This window comes from Parapedobacter sp. (assembly GCF_053550995.1).
This window is the reverse complement of record NZ_JBMQOC010000098.1, coordinates 1-19,233: the sequence shown is the minus strand read 5'-3', so window position 1 is coordinate 19,233 and position 19,233 is coordinate 1. Positions and strand designations below refer to the sequence as shown.

General features: G+C 52.4%; 16 protein-coding genes. 8 read left to right on the top strand and 8 right to left on the bottom strand.

What is annotated here, in order from left to right; all coding sequences use genetic code 11:
- The first annotated feature begins 57 nt into the window (after positions 1-57).
- Positions 58-2,826: a GH116 family glycosyl hydrolase gene (locus tag ACO1NT_RS12945; protein WP_449049068.1), complete on the top strand. Its 2,769-nt coding sequence runs from the start codon at positions 58-60 to the stop codon at positions 2,824-2,826.
- A 2-nt stretch (positions 2,827-2,828) separates the two neighbouring features.
- Positions 2,829-3,404 carry an RbsD/FucU domain-containing protein gene (locus ACO1NT_RS12940; RefSeq protein ID WP_449049067.1) on the top strand — a complete coding sequence of 192 codons (576 nt, stop codon included), beginning with the start codon at positions 2,829-2,831 and terminating at the stop codon, positions 3,402-3,404.
- A gap of 16 nt (positions 3,405-3,420) precedes the next feature.
- Here the strand turns inward: ACO1NT_RS12940 and ACO1NT_RS12935 are convergent, their stop codons facing one another.
- The 8 genes from ACO1NT_RS12935 to ACO1NT_RS12900 form a co-directional block, all read right to left on the bottom strand.
- Complete coding sequence (locus ACO1NT_RS12935; RefSeq protein WP_449049066.1) at positions 3,421-4,317, bottom strand: DUF6528 family protein; 897 nt, start codon at positions 4,315-4,317, stop codon at positions 3,421-3,423.
- Positions 4,318-4,409: 92 nt separating this feature from the next.
- A complete protein-coding gene (locus ACO1NT_RS12930; protein WP_449049064.1) occupies positions 4,410-5,264 on the bottom strand; it encodes a helix-turn-helix domain-containing protein in 855 nt (284 codons plus the stop codon).
- A gap of 73 nt (positions 5,265-5,337) precedes the next feature.
- Positions 5,338-5,931: a peroxiredoxin family protein gene (locus tag ACO1NT_RS12925; protein WP_449049063.1), complete on the bottom strand. Its 594-nt coding sequence runs from the start codon at positions 5,929-5,931 to the stop codon at positions 5,338-5,340.
- An 11-nt stretch (positions 5,932-5,942) separates the two neighbouring features.
- Positions 5,943-7,247, bottom strand: a complete 1,305-nt coding sequence (locus tag ACO1NT_RS12920; protein WP_449049062.1) for a spondin domain-containing protein — start codon at positions 7,245-7,247, stop codon at positions 5,943-5,945.
- The gene (locus ACO1NT_RS12915; RefSeq protein ID WP_449049061.1) at positions 7,180-7,458 is read right to left on the bottom strand and encodes a hypothetical protein; all 279 of its coding nucleotides are present in this window, start codon (positions 7,456-7,458) and stop codon (positions 7,180-7,182) included. Before ACO1NT_RS12915 ends, ACO1NT_RS12920 begins: the two co-directional genes overlap by 68 nt.
- Before the next feature lie 81 nt (positions 7,459-7,539).
- Entirely contained in the window at positions 7,540-8,475 is a 936-nt protein-coding gene (locus ACO1NT_RS12910) for a T9SS type B sorting domain-containing protein (RefSeq protein ID WP_449049060.1), read from the bottom strand.
- Positions 8,476-8,662: 187 nt separating this feature from the next.
- The gene (locus tag ACO1NT_RS12905; RefSeq protein ID WP_449049059.1) at positions 8,663-9,472 is read right to left on the bottom strand and encodes a hypothetical protein; all 810 of its coding nucleotides are present in this window, start codon (positions 9,470-9,472) and stop codon (positions 8,663-8,665) included.
- Between the two features lie 48 nt (positions 9,473-9,520).
- On the bottom strand, positions 9,521-10,858 hold the full coding sequence (locus ACO1NT_RS12900; RefSeq protein ID WP_449049058.1) for a hypothetical protein: 1,338 nt from the start codon (positions 10,856-10,858) through the stop codon (positions 9,521-9,523).
- A gap of 230 nt (positions 10,859-11,088) precedes the next feature.
- On the opposite strand from ACO1NT_RS12900, the gene ACO1NT_RS12895 reads away from it, so the two are divergent.
- The 6 genes from ACO1NT_RS12895 (at position 11,089) to ACO1NT_RS12870 (ending at position 19,038) form a co-directional block, all read left to right on the top strand.
- A complete protein-coding gene (locus tag ACO1NT_RS12895) occupies positions 11,089-11,211 on the top strand; it encodes a hypothetical protein (protein ID WP_449049057.1) in 123 nt (40 codons plus the stop codon).
- Between the two features lie 54 nt (positions 11,212-11,265).
- Positions 11,266-12,207: a helix-turn-helix transcriptional regulator gene (locus ACO1NT_RS12890; protein ID WP_449049056.1), complete on the top strand. Its 942-nt coding sequence runs from the start codon at positions 11,266-11,268 to the stop codon at positions 12,205-12,207.
- A gap of 210 nt (positions 12,208-12,417) precedes the next feature.
- The gene (locus ACO1NT_RS12885; protein ID WP_449049055.1) at positions 12,418-13,584 is read left to right on the top strand and encodes a fibronectin type III domain-containing protein; all 1,167 of its coding nucleotides are present in this window, start codon (positions 12,418-12,420) and stop codon (positions 13,582-13,584) included.
- Positions 13,585-13,799: 215 nt separating this feature from the next.
- The gene (locus ACO1NT_RS12880) at positions 13,800-15,302 is read left to right on the top strand and encodes an arylsulfatase (protein WP_449049054.1); all 1,503 of its coding nucleotides are present in this window, start codon (positions 13,800-13,802) and stop codon (positions 15,300-15,302) included.
- A 71-nt stretch (positions 15,303-15,373) separates the two neighbouring features.
- Positions 15,374-16,384, top strand: a complete 1,011-nt coding sequence (locus ACO1NT_RS12875; protein ID WP_449049053.1) for a PorP/SprF family type IX secretion system membrane protein — start codon at positions 15,374-15,376, stop codon at positions 16,382-16,384.
- Positions 16,385-16,398: 14 nt separating this feature from the next.
- A complete protein-coding gene (locus ACO1NT_RS12870; protein ID WP_449049052.1) occupies positions 16,399-19,038 on the top strand; it encodes a T9SS type B sorting domain-containing protein in 2,640 nt (879 codons plus the stop codon).
- The last annotated feature ends 195 nt before the right edge of the window (positions 19,039-19,233 follow it).

Genomic DNA, 19,233 nt, shown 5'->3' with positions numbered 1-19,233 from the left:
AACCAGCGCCTGCTTGGGTATTACCCCGGCAGGCTTACGGTCCAATAGAAATAAGTTATGTTGAAGAAGAAAGCTCAAATTGATACCTATAACCGGCGCACATTTTTAAAGGCGACCGGGATGTTTTCTGCCTCCTTGCTGATGGCTAAGTTCCCGGTGTGGGGGAGGAGCGTATTCGCGTCTTCCTATCCCATCCACAATATACCGGCGGATAAAAACCTCGATCCGCGGTGGGTGGAATCGATTATGCAACCGGGCAACCCCGTGATGTATGCGAAAAGCCGCAACGAACTCCAATACATTGGTATGCCGATTGGCGGTTTCCACGCAGGCACGGTGTATTTAGGCGGGGATGGGCGGCTATGGCTATGGCAGGTCTACAACGAAACCATCGAGGGTTCGCATGAAGGGATCGATCCCAAGACCGTCCTCTGGAACGACGGCACGACATTGCGGCGCGTCCGGCCGCGTGACGGAGCAGCCTATGTGGAACCCGTCATCGCAGCTAACCGTAGGGTCTTGGAACAGGGGTTTGCCCTGCGTATTGGAGACGGCCAGGAAGAAACCGTGAAAAGGTTGGATGCCGATGATTGGGATGAGGTGACATTTGAATCGGCATATCCCACAGCTACCATACGGTATCGAAGCGATTCTGCGCCCGTTGAGGTGGTGCTGACGGCCTACTCACCGTTTATCCCTTTAAATGCCGAAGACTCGGCGCTGCCGGTAACGATTTTTCGCATAAAGGTGATCAATAAATGCGGGAAAAAACTGCGTTTATCAGTCCTTGGATGGCTAGAGAATGGGGTCAACAAGCTTTCCTCAAACCCACGGCCGGGAAACCACGGCACGTCTCAGCATCGGGAACCATCGGGCAAGGGTACGCTCACCAATAGCGCAACGGAACTGTCTCGTAACGCGGCCTTGCTATACACTTGCGAAGAGGCAGACGACGCCTTGCGTAGCGCAACCGACGCAGGGAGTATGTTCTTGATGGCGCATACACCTGCTGCCGAGCCATTGGCGGCCATTCGTCCATGGCCCGTTACCAACGAACTGTTTACCTTGCCGAAAATGGAAACCGCGACTGCGAAGACCCCGACGGTATTGGTGGGGGGAATCCGTATCGCAGGGGCAGTGGACATCGGCGGAATTTTCGATGCTGATTTCTCGCTGGGATGGCATTTCAACAACCCGCACCCCAAACTGAAAGAAATCGTTCCAGATGCCAACGCAGGTTATCATTATGCGACGCGATTTGATGATGCTCTGGCCGTTGGCAGCTATATAGCAGCACATTTCGAGCGGCTGAAAGCCGATACCGAACGGTGGCGGGACACTTGGCTGGACTCGACCCTGCCCCGCTGGTTCCTTGAGCGCACGCTGTTGAATATCGGTACGCTAGCCACGGCGAATACTTACCGTTTTGCATCCGGCCGCTTCTGGGGTTGGGAAGGGGTGGGTGCCTGCGCAGGTACGTGCACGCATGTATGGCAATACGCCCAAGCAGTTGCGAGGTTATTTCCCGGTTTGGAGCGGGACTTGCGGGAGCGTGTAGACCTAAATATCGCTTTCAAGGAGAATGGAGCGGTCATTTTCCGTGCCGAAAACGAAAGCCGGCCGGCTATCGATGGCCAGGCAGCTATTATCTTGCGCTGCTATCGCGAGCATCAGCTGTGTGTGGACAATGACTTCCTCCACCGGAATTGGCCTCATATCAAGAAGGCGATGGAATTCGTTTTTGCACAGGACAAAAACAACGATGGCATGACCGATACCCCTATGGAGAACACCCTGGATGCGGTATGGGAAGGTGAGATTGCTTGGATTGTTGGACTATGCATAGCTGCCGCCAGAGCCGGCCAGGCCATGGCCGAAGAAATGGGTGACAGGGACTTTGCGGATCGCTGTGCACGATATGTGGCCATCGGCCGTAGAAACATGGAAAATGAACTTTTCAATGGTGAATATTTTATCCATCGGCCGGATTTGGCGAGCGGTCGCACCAAGCTGGGTTCATACAATACGTGCCATATCGACCAAGTTTACGGGCAGGCGTGGATGTTCCAGGTAGGGCTACCCAGAATACTCGATAGGCAAAAGACCCTGTCGGCCTTGAAGGCCTTGTGGAAATACAATTTCACCACGGACGTGGGCCCCTATATAAAAACCCACCTCGGGGGGCGGCCTTATGCGCTGGCGGGCGATGGCGGTATGGTTATGAATACGAATCCACGCAATGAGGAGAAGCCGTTCGGTGATCATGTCACTTGGCAAATGGGTTACTTTCATGAGTGTATGAGCGGGTTTGAGCACCAAGTGGCCGCCCATATGATGGGCGAAGGCATGGTTGAAGAAAGTATGGTGCTAACGCGGATGATACACGATCGCTACCAAGCTGCAAAACGTAATCCTTATAACGAGATCGAATGCAGCGACCATTATGCCCGGGCTATGGCCAGTTATGGGACTTTCATCAATGCATGCGGATTTTCATACCATGGTCCGAAGGGTTTTATGGCGTTCGCACCGAAAGTGCCGCAAGCTGTTTTCAAGGCAGCATTCACGGCAGCCGCAGGTTGGGGGAGTTACCAGCGGGAACAACGTAGGGATAGTGAGCGTCACGAGTTGGTTTTACGGCACGGATCGCTACAACTTAGGCAATTGCGCCTATCGGTAAACCGTTTGGTCGCCGATATACATGTTACGCATAATGGAACGGTGGTCAGTTCGCGGCCTGAACTGGCTGGTAAGGAGGTGCTCCTTACATTCGCGTCGACCGTAACACTGGATGAAAATGATTCGCTAACAGTTAAATTCACGTAAGTATGGTCAAGTTCAGGTTTTTTATGTTATGGGTTTGGGCGCTTGTCGTAAGCTCCTGCGGGCGGGTGCCCGAGGCGGAGGTATTCCAAACCGCCGAACAATCGCCATCACCGGGCTGGAAAAGTGAGCTGGCGGAGTATCTGTCCTTATATGGTCACCGGAACTGGATCTTGGTGGTGGATAAGGCATTCCCTTTCCAAGCGTCCCCGGGCATCACGTACCTAAACAGTGGAGCCTCCTTGCCTGATGCCCTTTCACATGTGTTGAAAAGCATCGGGAATTCAAAACACGTTAAACCGATTGTATACCAGGATGCCGAAATTTCTCTGGTCGATGACGGACTAGCACCCGGTGCCGACGATTTCAAGCAGCAAATCCGCGCCCTGCTGAAGCACCAGCCCGTGCATTCATTGCCGCATGAAGCGGTGTTCGAAAAAATGGACAAGGCCGCCGAGTTGTTCGGCGTATTGGTCATCAAAACGGAAACGACCATTCCTTATTCGTCCGTTTTCATCGAGCTGGACTGCGCCTACTGGGATGCCGAGCGGGAACAGCGACTGCGAACAAAAGGGCTGTGACAACAACACAACTGCCTTATCGTGCCACCCGCACTTTATAAGCCCGTATATCCGGTACGTCCATTTGGAAGTTGGGGTTCATGCCATATACATGGTGCGTCCACCAACTTTCTTCGGCAATGGTGTAAACCAACGTGCCGGTAGGAGCTTCATAATTGGCCGACTTGATGTTCCTGTGGCCCTTCAGCGGCTCGAACGGCGTGAATTCGCCTGTTTGCATGTCTACAAGCCACACGTGGTGGTGGGTACTAACGAGTAGCTGGCCCGATGCGGTGGGTGAGAGCTCATGCCCGCCTTCATCTGGTAGGGGGTAGCCCCGTACCTTTTCGAGCGAAGGATGGTCCGTATCCCAGTGGCGCGGCCGGTACACCAGCAGGCTGTCAAATCCCAACGCAAAGAGTTCCTGCCGTTCACTGACCCATACGGCGCCGTGACCTGAATACAGGGTGTCTTTGTACAATACCTTTTCAGGCGTGCGCTCATCGTACAGTTCCAGGCTGTTGCCGGCGGCATGGGTGGAGTTGGCAACAACGATTCTGCCGCCCGGCAGCAGGTCGGCCGAATGGGCCATGGGCGTTTTGGCATAGAAGACCACCCGCTTGCTGGCGATGTCCAATAGCAGTGTGGCGCCGGAAGATGACGTGATGAGCAGTTGACTGTTGCCACGCACGGGCTTGCAGTCGTCCAACGATCGGAGCATCCCAAAATATTCCTCGGGCAGCTGGCCTTTGGCCTCGGTGGCCTGCCATGACCATTTGAGCTTGGCCGAGCCGCGGCGCGCTGCCTGTCCCTCATAAACGAGTACCTTATCGTCGCCACATACCACGAGGTCGCCGGCCTTTAACTGGGGTATTTCACCTGCATATGCCAGGGAGGGTGCCTGCATCAGCAGCAGGCACCCTGTTATCATCATTAAAATCACTTTTTTCACATGTCTAAATTTCCCCATTCGGGATTTTGGTCAAGTTTAACATTTTTTGGTGAGTTCTTCCAAGGGGATCGGGCTTAAATATTCCGTCCATCCGACTCCTTGAATGCCCATGGGGGTTTGCCGGTATGCTGCTTGAAGAAGCGGTTAAAATGCGAAGGGCTTTCGAAACCGAGCTCGTAAGCAATCTCCTTTGCCGACTTATCGGAGTAATGGAGGTAACGTTTCGCTTCGATAACGATACGGTTCCGTATGATGGCGGAAGGGCGGGGCTGTTTCAGCAGGGCAAACACATTGGCGAGTGTTTTGGGCGATTTGTGGAGTGCCTCCGCATAGAACCCCACTTCATGTTCCTGCTTGAAGTTGATTTCGACAAGCAGTGCGAACCGGCGCACGAGGTCCATCTTCTCGTCGGGAAACAATTGGTAGCTTTCGCATTGCTTTTTGGCCTTGCGGGTAACCTTGATGATGATCCGTTTCAACAGTGTGCGGAGCATTTCGCCTTGGAAGTTGTCATGTACGGTCATTTCTTCGGAAATCACTTTTTCCAAATGATCCAAATCGGACACATCTTCGGCGTCGAGGCGGATAAACATCGGATGGTAGATGCCATAGAATAGGAAACCCACGCATCCCACTTCGGCATCGTGGTCTACAATGCAGTAAAAGGCCCGGTTGAACTGCCACGCAATCAGTGCTTCCGGACGCTCGAACACAAAATGCTGGCTGTATACCAAGGGTAGGATGCTTGCAGACGGCATGGTATAGGTGATTTCATCGATGGTTACCCGCTGCTCGCCCCCTTTGTTATATACAAACGTATTGATAGGTTCTACCTCCGGACGGTGCATGCCCCCTCCAATGAAAAGCGCGTCGTCCCTATACATGACAAACCGCCCCCGTGTAGCCTGTTCAATGAATTCCCTAACCATACGCCTGTTTGTGCATCCGCATCGCCTTCTTGCCTTTGTTCGTCTTTCAAAGGTAGTGATATGTCTTCAATCGTCAATCACGCGATAAATCGGCCTGGAGCTGTTTGGCGACTGCAAGGAGCAACCCAGCATCCAGCCGCTGTCTAAAATCGGGGTTGATGTATTCAAAACGAATCACGCCTTTTTGGTCGACAATGAATACTGCCGGGACGGGAAGTATAGGTACGATGTCTTGGTAATTTGCTGGCGCCTTGAAGGCGATGCCGAATAACTTGGCAGCATTGAAGTCAGCATCGGATAGCAATACATAATCCAAATGGTTCTGTTCGGCGGACGCCTTGAGGTCCTCGGGCGAATCCGTGCTTACCGCCCACATTTGATAGCCCATGGCCTGCAGGTCGGGCAAGACCTCCTGAAGCCCTGCCAATTGCCTGGTACAGAAGGGACACCAACCACCCCTGTAAAAAACCAGAACGACGGGCTTTTCCGCTATGCGTTCTGCGAATGAGAAAGGCCGCCCCATAGCGTCCGTTAGGTTCACCGCCGGTATTGGCTCGCCGATTAGCAGCGGGCTGATGTCTTCCGGGTTGTCCGGTAAGGAATGGTGCTGTGCCCTTACGAAGTAGGGTATCAGCGCCATTCCCAGCAATATGCATATATATTTCATGGTACCGGAGGTCAGTTGAGCGTGATGCGGATGATTTCCGGAATAGCGGGCAAGGTATTGAACGCGTTGGGATTCGGTACCTCTTCAATGGGTTTACTTTCCGCTAATGGTGTCCCCGCCAAGTTGGCCTGGGTTACCCCTGCACCGGGAAACTGGTCGACGGCCGTGCCATTGTCGAACAAGCCAATATGCTCCGATACATCACCCTTTTGGGTCGCGTCCACGCCGTTATCCTTGAAGGCAAAGAACCAATCGTTGGAAAACCCATACATGGTAGCGATGGCCAGGCGGTCGCCCTTGGCCACTTTCAACGACTGCGACACCTTACTTCCCGGTTGGCCGCCGATTTTGGGGAGGAGCACCGTGGTGTTCGCGGCCGGCAGCACGTATACCTCTTTTACGCCATCCATACTTTTCAGGTGAGCTGCCAGTCCGCTGGCATCACCCATTTGCGCCAAGGCTTTTAGACCCTCACCGCGATCATTCTCACCGGTTTTGTAGATCGGGTTCTCCATGCCGTCGTAAACCACCACAAGCACCGGCGATAAAGGGGTGAAGATGCCGGTGTTGCTGGCAAGGTAAGCTCCCAATGTACTGTTGTCGCCCATTTCCGCCAGCGCCGTCAAGCCATTTTCAGCAGGTTTACCCGATTCGTAGATCGGCGCGGGGTTCAACAGGTCGTCACCGGCGATATAAGAAATGGCCCATACGCCGGGGCTGAACGGTGTTTCATTGGATGTACCGCCCGATGTGTTTTTGATGGTCAAGGTAAACATGGAGTTGCCTTCATATGCCAAGGTAACCTGCATGAGAGCCGATGCGTTTGCATAGTCGTTGCCCTGCGCGTCCATTCCGTCGACCTCCATCACGCCCTTGGGTACGGATTCGGCTACGCCGGGGTGCGATGCATCCGGTCCGGGCATCTGGTTTATCCTCGTGCCGTTATCCCAAAGTTTCATGTGTTCGGATACATCGCCTTCGATCGGCAAGCCTTCGTCGGTATATAATGCAATCCCTGGATTTTCCGGGGCGAAGAACAAATCATTCGATAGGCCATACATCGTGGCAAAGGAGACCGCCTGTCCTTTAGCGGCATAGAACTGGAAGGAGAGGGATTCCCCCGGCATGACGACCGGTGCGGTGCCCATGTTCTCGAATGTGCCCGATTGGACCAGCGGTTTCGGGTCCAAGACGTTTTCTATGGTGATGGTAGTCTCGCTCGTGGCGGGTCCCATCATGTCGTCATCATTACAGGCTCCCATGAATAGCGGGAAAACCGCCATCGGTAGCCAAACTAACTTGGTGTGCTTCTTCATAACCTTTCAATTTAATGTCGAAGCAAAAGTAGTGTAGCAACCTGTTTGGCAGCGTACCCATATTTCCCGATTGATTGACGATGTTTCCCGCGGCTATTTCTTTTTCCTGGCCCGGTCGGCGCGTACTCGCTTGACAAAGTCTTCGGTTATCGCTCCCCTCCAACAACCCCACAGCCAGTATATCCTTAAATCGCTCTTTTAGCTTACGCATGTCAAATGCGTATTTAAGCGTTAGCAAGGAAGATACGAGAAACTGGTTACCTATAGCCTTGATAACCGCTTCACCAATCAACTACTTATTCACATTCCTCACGATCGTCACAAATCCCTTGATCGTTTGCCAATGGCCGCTATTCAAACGCAGTTCGAAGATGTAGTAATACGTCCCTTCGCCCAGGTTGGCGGCATCCCAATCGTTTTTATACGGTGTTACGCGATAGATCTCATTACCCCAGCGGTTGAAAACTAGCAGGCGGTTTTCGGGGTAGGCTTCCAATCCCCGGATAACAAAGCGGTCATTCTGGCCGTCACCGTTAGGGGTGAAGCCATTTGGGATCTCCAGGGCGATGACCTCCACGGTTGCTAGGGCCTCGTTATTGTCGGGGTTGCTATCCGGCTCGATGCTGGTCACCAGTGCCAGCTGGGTGGCCATGCCCCGTTCCCTCGCCCGTACACTGATGGTGAGTATTTCGGATTGCGCGGGCTGCATGTCGCCCGGTGTCCAGGTCACTTCCCGCGTGGCAGCGCTATAGGTCACCATGCCCGCGTAGTTGCCCAACTCGGTTTCGTAATCCACGTTTGCCGGCAGCTTGGCGGTAATCACCACGCCCGTTGCGGCATGGGTACCGTTGTTTGTGGCCAATAACTGGTAGCTGATGAGTTCGTTGATCATGGCCAGTTGCCGGTCGGGCGCATTACGGATCTGCATGTCTACGGTCACGGGCTCGCCTGTGGGGTCGACGATAACTTCGACGGGGTCGGAGAGGTCGGAGTTGCAGCTATGACCTAAACCAATCACCGTATAGATACCGGGCTCAGAAGCGGTGATGACGGCATCGTGTTGTCCATTGATCGGTTCCCCGTTCAAATACCATAAATAGCCGATAGCGCCCGTGGATGCGGCCGTTAATGTAACGGAACTTCCCTCGGCAATGTGCACAGTTTGTTCCTGGGCATTGCAGTATACCGCGATGATCATGAAAAAACTATACAAAACGCCTTTCTTCATTTTATAATTAAATGGAGTTGAATAGTTTCATTGACTACCCCGGGTCAGGAGAAATTCTTTATGTTTGTTAATACGAAATAATGGGAAGCCGATTAGTTTGAAATATGATTTCGCGTTTTCGGCTTCCTCCATTTTATTGAATAAACTTCACTTTACATCTTGTGAGTTGTGCTGTTATTACCCATCGTTAACTAACAGTAATACTCGGGACGCCAGGTTTCGCGGTTACCTCCACGGTTTGCTTTCCCTCTTCTGGTACAGATGTTTCGCAGCCACCTTTAATCTTTGTCGTTCCATCTGCCGCGAGTGCCGCATATTTTACCGTAGCTGAAAATTCGTATACACCTACGGTAGTTGTCGTCATGGTGAATGTATTTGTCAATTCCGTTGCCGTTGTACTGTTGTCGGTAGAGGTTCCTAGGAGAGCAATGTCTGCAGGGCCACCAACGGCCTCTTCCGCAGACCAAGCGTACTCTAGCAAGATGCCTGCTGGCAGCGCCTCATCTGGCGTCGTCGTAGCGGTAATCTCTGATTGAGTAGGCTGGCTAGTTTCTGGATTGTCGTCTAAAGCTTCGCAATATGCAGAAATAGTTGCACTCAAAGCTAAATTTAGATTTGGAAGTTTATAGACTTCTACTGGATCCGATAAGTCGCTTCCACAACTATTTGGATCCACCGCTATAACATACATTCGGTAATGGTGTTCACCATTGGTGGTCAGAGAACTCCCATCAATTTCAAAGTTCACGTCAGAATCAGACCCGTTATAAGTTTTTTCAATTGAACCACCGAGGGAAGTGCCAGTCGCCTCATCCCACTTTACCCAAATCACTTTATCTCCTACTTCCAGTGCATATTCGTTATTAACGTACCCTAAAGTTACAGTTCCTTCGTCACAAACATAAATGTTAGGTGACTGTGCATTGGCCAACTTTGTGAACGCGAATAATAAGCCTACCATAGCGCTTATTTTCAGTAGATTTTTTTTAGTGTTCATAGCTTTGTAATTTAATTTTCGTTGTCTGTTAATTGATCTTATCATTTTTTATTGCGTTACGATTTCCGGTGTTGGTGGTTTTGGGTGTACGATGAGTGTCACTTCAGTTTTTTCAGATTCTGCAATACATTCACCGCTCCATGTTGCTGTAATATAAACCTTATACTCACCCGGATTAGAATAGAGATAGCGATATTCTTTAGGGTTTTCTGTGTTTTCAATATTGTTTAATGGGGCATCATTTTGATCGTACCAGTGAAAAATACCACCGACGCTAGAAGACTCGATAGCTATTATAGCATTTTCACCGTCACATAATTCTATCACATAGGGCGATGTCTGTTCAGGAATTTTAGGTGGAGCTGGTGTACGTTGTATTTCGTGCAGTTGGAAATTATTTAATAAGCCTATACCGGTTGCTACACTTACCTCAATCCGGTCGAATTGGCTACTTGGTACGACAGAGACAGTGTATTCATCGCCTGACGATAGCAAACCCAATAAGTCCAAAGACAGGAGGCTGCTTAACGGGGTTGAGGAAACAGGGGTGGGATTAAAACCGTTATAAGTATTAATGGTAACATCATTAAATAAACCGAGACTGAGGATGTTGGCGGGGACGGAAAACGTAACTGTGGCCGCCGAGCCAATTTCAGATTGGCTTGCAAAATGTGCGGATTGGGAGATAGTGCCATCGACCGATAAAAGCCCCCCGCTTATCGTGGAGAATGTTGTAAAGTTATTGTCAATGGCATCCAATGGATCAGACACATTTCCTCCTAATGATATGCCAGATCCGCCCACCGAGGTGCCGATAGCTTCAGAACAGCCGGTAGGCGTAGTTTCAAAGAATGCGTAATAGATGTTTGCGGTATTTGTTCCTAATGCAAGAGGTGATGATAGGGTTAATCTGACTGCATTGAAAGCACTTTGACTGGTAACTGCCACATATGTCATTCCATCGACCGAAGTGAATGAAGTAGATTGTGGCGTCACAAGGCTCCCGGTTGATGTGCTGGTACTGTTTGCGTATGTTTGAACAGAGATTTCACCTCCTAATAAAGCGGTTTCTGTAGTAAGCTTAAGATATACAATGGAATTTGCAGTGAGGGTTGTCGGGAATATTAGTTGTTGCCAAGCGGTGGCGGTCCCGAGTGTACTTTTGGCCGTTAGCGTAGTGAAATCTGTATAAGGAGGATTGACAGATAAAGTTGGACTTCCAATGGTCCCAGAATTTGTCAAACCTGAAGATGTATTCCCTTTTAGCTGCGCATCCGCATACACCCTTTGCCCATACCCCGCCTTCACCGCGCCAAGCAGCAACACGGCACAGACCACGAAAAAACGTAGGGACGAAAGCGGGTTGGATGTAACGTGATGGTACATATTAAATCATAGGCAGGGTTAGAAAAAATGAGGCGGTAGATGTCGTTCCTAAAAAATCAGGTTTAAACGTTGTTCTTCATGTGCAAAATATATCCGTCCTTCAAAGGTAATAACCACTTCAAGCCAGCCGCCCGTTCATTTTGTTCATATTCATTTTGTTCGGGGGGATTCATCAGCTTGGAAGCTGGCGGGTGGGAGAGTTGGGGGAGATTTTTTATCTTTGGTACCCTATGGTAAATATAAACATCTCCCCATTCAACGGTTCGACGAGCCATCAAACACCTTCCATGGGAGTCTACGGACAGGTAGAAGTGCGCTGGCACGACGGCGACGGCGATTGGGAAATCATATAAATCATTTCGCCAAGCCAAATGTATCCTACCCTGTCGTTCAGCTTTAGCCATCCCATGCGGAAGGATCTCGGGTTCCTCGCGGCCCCACCCGGGGGATTGATACCGCCATTGCTGCCGGCCGTAGGTTACCGCAACCGGGCCACGTATTTCATCCATGAAACGCTGCCGAGCTTCGGACTTTCGTTCGGTTTTATACAATTCATCTGTAACGGCCCCACATGGGGTAGATGGTATGCTTCCAACGATTGCATCGTCATCGGTTACTCCCTTGCGGGGAACAACCAATTGGCCATCCGCGGTTACGGCGATGCCATTGCCCCCAACCCGCATGATCAGTCCGGGTGCCCGGTGCCCTCCGGTCGGCACCGGCTTTTTGCAAATGCGGGTGTGCACCAGTGCTATTATGTGGTTTGCTCGCATGGCCTTCTGGATACCCTTGTCGAAGATTATCCGCCCTTGGCTAAACTCAAAAATATACCGGACGACTGGGAGACCCACCCGTGGCAACACTACCGCGCGACGGAAGAAGATTTCCGTATATTGGAAACCATCCGTACCTGCAACCGTACGGGGATGGATCGGCACCGGTTTGTGCAGCAACAGTTCGTGCGGCTCATGCGAAGGTATGCCGAGCGCATTGAACAATATGGCGATGACCCCAACAAACAGACCGAAACGCAGTTCCACCGAGCGGCAGACTACATCGACAAAAACTTCCGCGACCCGAAGCTCAGCTACACCCTTATCGCCGATGCGGTGAACCTATCGGTGGATGGGTTAAAGAAGGTGTTCCAGCGCCGTGGCTTCAAGGCCATACCCTACATCAATCTCCGCCGGTTGGACGAAGCTGCCCGTCTGCTCCGTACTACGGATACCCCCATCCGCGACATTGCCTACGGGGTGGGCTATGCCGATTCGAGCCATTTTTCGACACTTTTCCGCAATAAATTTTCACGAACACCCCGCGAGTATCGCAAAGCGCTGAAAAACAAATAAATATAGTTATCTATTCCTGATATCACCTTGCTGGTACACGGTAAATGTGCTGTGTATTCGTCTTTTTGCGGTGCATAATGTCGGAAAAGGGTATAAAATGGGGCGGGCAAATTTTATACCGTACCCTATCTTCCTAACGCCGCCTTCCTTTTCGTAGTAATTTGTTCCTATATAACGCAATGCAGTATGCAAAGAGAAGAAAATATGAACATGGAAAAGGTAAGAATTGGTAGCATGGGTATTCGGCCTGAACGTGTTTGGGTTGGGCAAATCCATGTAGGGGTTGGGCGTTCCGTACTCCGGTTTGAGCTAATCCATGTAGGGTTTAAGCAAATCCATGTAGGGGTTGCGCGTTCCGTACTCCGGTTTGAGCTAATCCATGTAGGGTTTGGGCGTTCCGTACTCCGGTTTGGGCTATCCGTACTCCGGTTTGGGCTAATCCATGTAGGGTTTGGGCTATCCGTACTCCGGTTTAGGCTAATCCATGTAGGGTTTAGGCAAATCCATGTAGGGGTTGCGCGTTCCGTACTCCGGTTTAGGCTAATCCATGTAGGGTTTAAGCAAATCCATGTAGGGGTTGCGCGTTCCGTACTCCGGTTTAGGCTAATCCATGTAGGGTTTAAGCAAATCCATGTAGGGTTTAGGCAAATCCGTATAGGGATTACGGAGGCCGTTGCGCCACGGGGCCCTCCATGTGTCACCATTCACAGACAGACCTGGGCCGACATAACTTCATTTTCTAACATTAAAATTTTAACGATCATGTCAATGACAATCTACAATTTCAAAAACTATTCAGACACGCAGTTAGACACGGAGGCTGAAAACGTATTTACCAAGATGACCGGGAACGCCAGTTTCCCAACCCCCACACCCGAACTCACGGTGCTGGAAACCCATCTGGAGGAATACCGTGCCGCGTTGGCGGAAGCTGCGCTGGGCGACCGTCACAAGGTGGAGGTAAAAAACCAAAAGCGCGCGCAATTGGAGTTTACACTGCGGGGTTTAGCCCTCTATGTTGAGCAGGTTGCCGCCGGTGACAAGGCCATCATCCTGAGTGCCGGCTTCGGCGTTCGGAAACCTGCAGAGGGCGCTGGCAACCTGCCGGACATTGCCGACTTCCGCGTGAAGTATGACGCGCCGGGCTCGGGTATGGCCCATTTGAGCGTGAAATACCAGCAAACTGCCCGCCTGTACCGGTTTGAGCACCGGCTGGTGGGTACGGAAGAATGGGTAACCACGACCGCGAGCCAATCGCGCGTAACACTGGAAGGGTTAGAAAGTTACCAGCAGTATGAGTTCCGTGCAGCGTATGTGGGGCCGGGGGTTAATCCGACGCCCCGTTTCAGTGAGACCCTGACCACGATCATCCTTTAGATCAGGTAAGCGCCTCGTCGGGTGCGCTGATGACGCCGGGCTGTTTCCTTCATGGGAGACCGCCCGGCTTTTTTACTGCTTCATCTTGCAAAACGTGCGGAAAAAGCCCTGTTGGGCAACTCGTACAGCAAAAGTGCGTATATTGGCTACCTGAAGGTTGGCCGGACAGCTGTACCAATTCGCATGTAAGAATAATAACGATGAAATATTTTTCGATGATCAAAAAAACGGGTTTGCTCTTGCCTGTTTTGATATTAACAACAACCCTCCTCGCTTCAACGGTCGAGGGACCCGACAAGCCCAACATCATCTATATCTATGCCGATGATTTAGGTTACGGCGAATTGGAGGCATATGGACAGCTCAAGATCAAAACGCCCAACCTGAATAGACTGGCGGATGAAGGCATCAAATTCACCCAGCATTATACCAGCATGCCGGTATGTGCGCCGGCACGCTGTATGCTGCTCACCGGAAAGCATGGCGGCCACGCCTATATCCGCGGAAACTATGAGCTTGGCGGTTTCGCCGACAGCCTCGAAGCGGGGCAGATGCCTTTGCCCGAAGGGACCTTTACCCTCCCCAAGATGTTGAAAAAGGCCGGCTATACAACGGGAATGGCCGGTAAGTGGGGGTTGGGGATGGGCCATACAACGGGCTCTCCCTTACGGCAAGGTTTTGATTTCTATGTTTCTGTGTTAGACCAGAAACAGGCGCATAACTTTTATCCCACCCATTTGTGGTTGAACGACGAGAAACTGATCCTGGATAACCCCGTAATTGATGTCCATAAAAAGCTTGACCCCGAAACCGCTACCGATGAAGACTTCGGGTACTATATCGGCAATGAATATTCGGGCGATGTGATGACGGAATATGCCCTTGAATTTATCGAGGAAAATAAGGGGAACCCATTCTTTTTATACCTGCCGTTCCCACAACCGCATGTTTCACTGCAGGCACCCCAAGCGTATATCGATCCCTACATTGGGAAGTTCGCGGGTGAAAAACCTTATCACGGACAGCAGGGGTATGCCGCGTCGAAGTATCCTTTGTCAACTTACGCGGCCATGATTACGTACTTGGATGCGCAAGTCGGCAAAATAATGGATAAAATAAAAGAACTCGGCCTCGACGAAAATACCATGATCATGTTTTCGAGTGATAACGGGGCAACGTTCAATGGCGGTGTGAAGGCCGAATTTTTCAATAGTGTGGCCGGGCTGCGGGGATTAAAGATGGATGTGTTTGAAGGCGGTATCCGTGAACCGTTCCTAGCGCGCTGGCCGGGAAAGATCAAAGCGGGAAGTACCAGCGATCTGGTGTCGGTGCAATACGACCTGATGGCTACCTTAGCGGAATTGACGGGGCAGGATGCAGGTAATACCGATGGCGTATCTTTTCTGCCCACCTTGCTGGGTAATCATACCGATCAGGAACAACGGGAGTATATTTACTGGGAATACCCCGAAAAAGGCGGGCAGGTGGCGATCCGCATGGGGGATTGGAAGGGCGTAAAGACACAGGTCCGGAAAAACGGTTATGCGAATGCGCCCTGGATGCTTTTCAATTTAAAAGAAGATCGGAATGAGACGACAGATCTGGCCGCAAGGTATCCTGATCTGGTCAAACGCTTCGACGAAATTGTCAGAAAAGAACATCAGCCCGCGCATATCAAGGAATGGGAAATCATTGATCCGAAGTTTCCCCGTAATTGATCCGTATACCATTCGCTTGCAAATATGAAGATCGCGTTGTAAATTGCCGCTGTTACGGCAATTATAAATCAATGAAACCGAAGGCCCCATCAATTGGCACATTAGTTCTTTGGCTTTGCATGGCATCCACCCTGTACGCGCAGCAGCGCCCGCAGTATACCCAGTACATCTTCAATGGCTTTTTGATGAATCCGGCCGTGGCGGGCATCGAACGCTATGCCGATGTGAAGCTGGGTGGACGTAGCCAATGGCATGGCTTGGAAGGGGCGCCGCAGACCGCATACCTATCGGCGCATCTACCGATCGGTGCCCGGCATATCCAAGACGGTGCCACCTCTTTCGGGGAGGGCGGGTACAATCCATACAGCAGGGGCTACAGCCACCGGTACCGCGCATCGGAACCACACCACGGTGCGGGTATCGTGCTACAGCACGACCGCGCCGCCCAATTCGTCCGCACAGATGCCATGCTGGCCTATGCGTACCACCTGCGCGTTACGGAGGCGATAAACCTTTCCGTAGGCGTCAATGCCGGGTTATCCCAAGTGCGGCTGGATAGGGTTGGTATAGACGGGGCAGGCGACCCGGTACTGGCCAACTATGCCGACAGCCGCATATCGCCCGATCTGGGCCTGGGCCTTTGGCTCTACGGCGCACGCTTTTTTATTGGTCTTTCCGGCCAGCAGCTGCTGGGTAACCCGCTCGCCTTTTCCGACAATGCGCGGCGCATGGGGGGCTACCAGCAATTTTTCCTCACGGCGGGCTACAAGCTGCATTTGGGCAGCGATATGGCCGTGGTGCCTTCGGTGCTGTTCAAACAAATGGCACGTATGCCTTTCGTGGGCGATTACAACCTGAAACTGGCCTTTCGCGACCGCCTTTGGGTGGGTGGCGGCTACCGAAACCATGAATCGTTCTCGGCCCTGGCGGGGGTCAACATCAGCGCGCTGTTCAACCTGAGCTATTCATACGATTTCAACACCGGTCCGGTGCGAACGCTGGCGCACGGCAGCCACGAGGTGGTGCTGGGTATCCTGCTCAACAACCGGTATAAGGTGTATTGTCCGCAGGTGATGTTTTAACCCGATGTAAACCCATGAAACGAATCGTCCCATCCTGCTGCCTGCTCTGCGCTGCGTTGTTCCTCGGCGACTACGCGGTAGCCCAGCTTACCTTGCGCGTTGATGCGCAGTTTTTTGAAGGCCGGGAAATCCGGAAAGTGGAAACAACGTCAGACGGCCACGTGTGGGTACTGGGCGACAACAATTTCATCGCCCGGGTTTCGCCCGATGACGGCGTGGAAGACTTCACGGCGCTCTTTGCGGCTCATTCGACCAAACCCTTTACCGATATCAGCGCACACCATGCCGACACGCTGCTGCTGGGCACCGCGGGCGACTATGCTTTCCTGTTTACGGGTGGCGCCGTGCAGCAACTGGGGCCTTCCATGGGGGTCCATATCCCCAACATCACCGGCGTCGCTATTCCCAAGCAATTTTATTTGACCATACCCGGCCATGCTGCGACATCATATACCCAAATGGTCCTGACCGCCGGCTGGGAAACCTTCGGACGAATGTCCGATGGGCGGTTCGCGGGCGGTGCCGCAGACCTGAAATCGACGCCGCAGACCCCGGTAACCACACGTTGGTGGCAGAACGATCGGAAGGGCTTTGTATATACCCATCATTATGCGGAAAACCATGCGTGGTTGCCAAACTGTTACGGAAGGGAGATATCCGCATTCGAATTGTTCATGCCGTGGTCCATCAATGGCCTTCAACAGGCGTTCGTAGACCAGGCGGGCGACCCCAGAAGTATCCGCGCGGCTTTTTACACGCCGAGGGTAAAGTTGGAAGGCTTGGTTAGGCCCGGTTTTTTTTGGGCGGGTGAATCGGGCCTCAATTTTTCGCAGCAGACGTTCGACTGCTTTGCCCGGTCCACCCCGATCCCTTTTTTCAACGGTAAGGAGGTCTCATGCATTACAGACATCAATGCTTTGGCTGCCCATCCCGATTACCTTTCGTTTCTGGTCGTGGGCACATCGGCTGGCCTTTTCGTATCCAGCGAGAGCCAGAAAAGGCAGGTGGAAACGGATTATCTGCAAAGCAGTGCACTGGGCAGCCGCCGCATCAACGACATGGAAAGCTTCAGTACGGGGTCGCCCAGTGAATTTGACGGCCAATACGGCTATACGGATGCCATTTGTGAGAAATGGCTGTACGTGGGTACGGAAGATGGCTTGTTTAAAATGGATTACACGATTGCCGCAGCTTCGTATAGCCACGTAGGCCAAACGGTGTACAAGAATGGTACGCGGGTGGAAGGGACGTCGGTGACGGCCTGCCCCGGCGGAAATGATGTGCTTTACATTCCCCTTTTTCTCGATAGCAACAACGCCATCCAATGGCAACTGGATGGCGAAAACATCAGCGGCGCCGACACCATCATGGTGCCGCTCACGAAGCCGGGCGTGTACCGCGCCGTGATGTGGTCGGCGTGTGAGAACATCGAAATTTATTCTCCCGAAATCACCGTGGAGATGGCCGAAATGCCGGAGTTCACGTTTGACTATCCGGATACCGTGGACCTCTGCCTGGGCAACGCGTTCCTGATGGAGGTGACCGATGGGCAGCCGGACTATACTTACCAATGGTATTGGAATGGCACCGCGCTGACCGACGAGACCAATCCTTCTTTTTCCGCCACCATGGCCGGTACCTATTACGTGGGGGTGCGCACCTGTGGCGATAACATTATTTTCTCCGATTCGGTTACCATACGCGTGCACCAACTGCAAAAGCCCCAGTCGCCCGACACGGATATCCACATCTGCGAAGGGGAGCCCGGTCGGCTCAGGCTCCGCGGTTATGCGCCCGAAGTGACCGCGCGCTGGTACCGCGATGGCGTGCTGATACCCGGCGAGTCAGACACTGTATTGACGATTACGCAGTCCGGCATGTATGCCGTAGAGGTTGTGCAGGGCGACTGCTCGGTGATGTCCGATGAGCTGTCCGTCCAATTTGTTGCATTGCCCGAGGCAACGATAACGGCCACTAGCGAGGCACCGCTATGCCCCGGCACATCGACTACCCTTACAGCCGACCATGCCGACGGCGAAACATACACCTACCGGTGGTCTACGGGCGCAACCACGCGGAGCATCACGGTGGGGCAAGCCGGCGAGTATACCTTGGTGCTAACCAACGCGGCGGGTTGCGCCGATACGACGTCCATCGAGGTACAGGCATACGACCCGCTGCCGGCACCGCCGATACGTGATACCGTGCTTTGCAGCACGGCAGGAGAGGTGGTCCGTATCGAGGCCCCTGAGGGATATGCCGCATACCGGTGGAGTGGCGGTGTGGGCAATGGCCGCTATGTAACCATTGCCGCACCCGGAACCTATTCGCTGGAGGTATGGGATGAAAACGGCTGCACCGCTACGGCCACTTTCGACGTGAGAGCCTACTGCGAAGATCTCATCATTCCGAACCTCTTTTCGCCCAATGGCGATGGCGTCAATGACGAGTGGGTGATCGGTGGGCTGGAAGATGGGGGCGCCGTGGTGACGGTTTTCGATCGCAATGGGCAGATCGTCTTCCAGTCGCGCGGCTATGCCACCCCGTGGGATGGCCTATACCGCGGAGGCTTGGTGCCGGTGGGCGCCTATTACTACCGCATCATCACGTCAACAGGCGAAGCATTCAAAGGGGCGTTGAATGTGTTGTATTAACGGGTTGTCCATATCGCCCGAAAAAATGCTAGCTTTACGCCATCGTTTTGCGAAAGTTAACCATGGAAGAAACGCAACCCATCATCAGTATCACCGGCCTTGAAAAATGGTACGGTAGCAAGCATATCCTTAAAGGCATCGACCTCGATATCTATCCGGGCCAAATTATCGGTTACATCGGGCCGAACGGCGCGG

Excerpts from the sequence above, each read along its gene's own strand:
- ACO1NT_RS12870 (WP_449049052.1), top strand. The coding sequence starts at position 16,399 with ATGAAACGAATCGTCCCATCCTGCTGCCTGCTCTGCGCTGCGTTGTTC.
- ACO1NT_RS12925 (WP_449049063.1), bottom strand. The coding sequence starts at position 5,931 with ATGAAATATATATGCATATTGCTGGGAATGGCGCTGATACCCTACTTC.
- ACO1NT_RS12935 (WP_449049066.1), bottom strand. The coding sequence starts at position 4,317 with ATGATGATAACAGGGTGCCTGCTGCTGATGCAGGCACCCTCCCTGGCA.
- ACO1NT_RS12885 (WP_449049055.1), top strand. The coding sequence starts at position 12,418 with ATGGAAAAGGTAAGAATTGGTAGCATGGGTATTCGGCCTGAACGTGTT.
- ACO1NT_RS12945 (WP_449049068.1), top strand. The coding sequence starts at position 58 with ATGTTGAAGAAGAAAGCTCAAATTGATACCTATAACCGGCGCACATTT.
- ACO1NT_RS12920 (WP_449049062.1), bottom strand. The coding sequence starts at position 7,247 with ATGAAGAAGCACACCAAGTTAGTTTGGCTACCGATGGCGGTTTTCCCG.
- ACO1NT_RS12880 (WP_449049054.1), top strand. The coding sequence starts at position 13,800 with ATGATCAAAAAAACGGGTTTGCTCTTGCCTGTTTTGATATTAACAACA.
- ACO1NT_RS12895 (WP_449049057.1), top strand. The coding sequence starts at position 11,089 with ATGGTAAATATAAACATCTCCCCATTCAACGGTTCGACGAGCCATCAA.
- ACO1NT_RS12915 (WP_449049061.1), bottom strand. The coding sequence starts at position 7,458 with ATGCGTAAGCTAAAAGAGCGATTTAAGGATATACTGGCTGTGGGGTTG.
- ACO1NT_RS12910 (WP_449049060.1), bottom strand. The coding sequence starts at position 8,475 with ATGAAGAAAGGCGTTTTGTATAGTTTTTTCATGATCATCGCGGTATAC.
- ACO1NT_RS12875 (WP_449049053.1), top strand. The coding sequence starts at position 15,374 with ATGAAACCGAAGGCCCCATCAATTGGCACATTAGTTCTTTGGCTTTGC.
- ACO1NT_RS12930 (WP_449049064.1), bottom strand. The coding sequence starts at position 5,264 with ATGGTTAGGGAATTCATTGAACAGGCTACACGGGGGCGGTTTGTCATG.
- ACO1NT_RS12900 (WP_449049058.1), bottom strand. The coding sequence starts at position 10,858 with ATGTACCATCACGTTACATCCAACCCGCTTTCGTCCCTACGTTTTTTC.
- ACO1NT_RS12905 (WP_449049059.1), bottom strand. The coding sequence starts at position 9,472 with ATGAACACTAAAAAAAATCTACTGAAAATAAGCGCTATGGTAGGCTTA.
- ACO1NT_RS12890 (WP_449049056.1), top strand. The coding sequence starts at position 11,266 with ATGCGGAAGGATCTCGGGTTCCTCGCGGCCCCACCCGGGGGATTGATA.
- ACO1NT_RS12940 (WP_449049067.1), top strand. The coding sequence starts at position 2,829 with ATGGTCAAGTTCAGGTTTTTTATGTTATGGGTTTGGGCGCTTGTCGTA.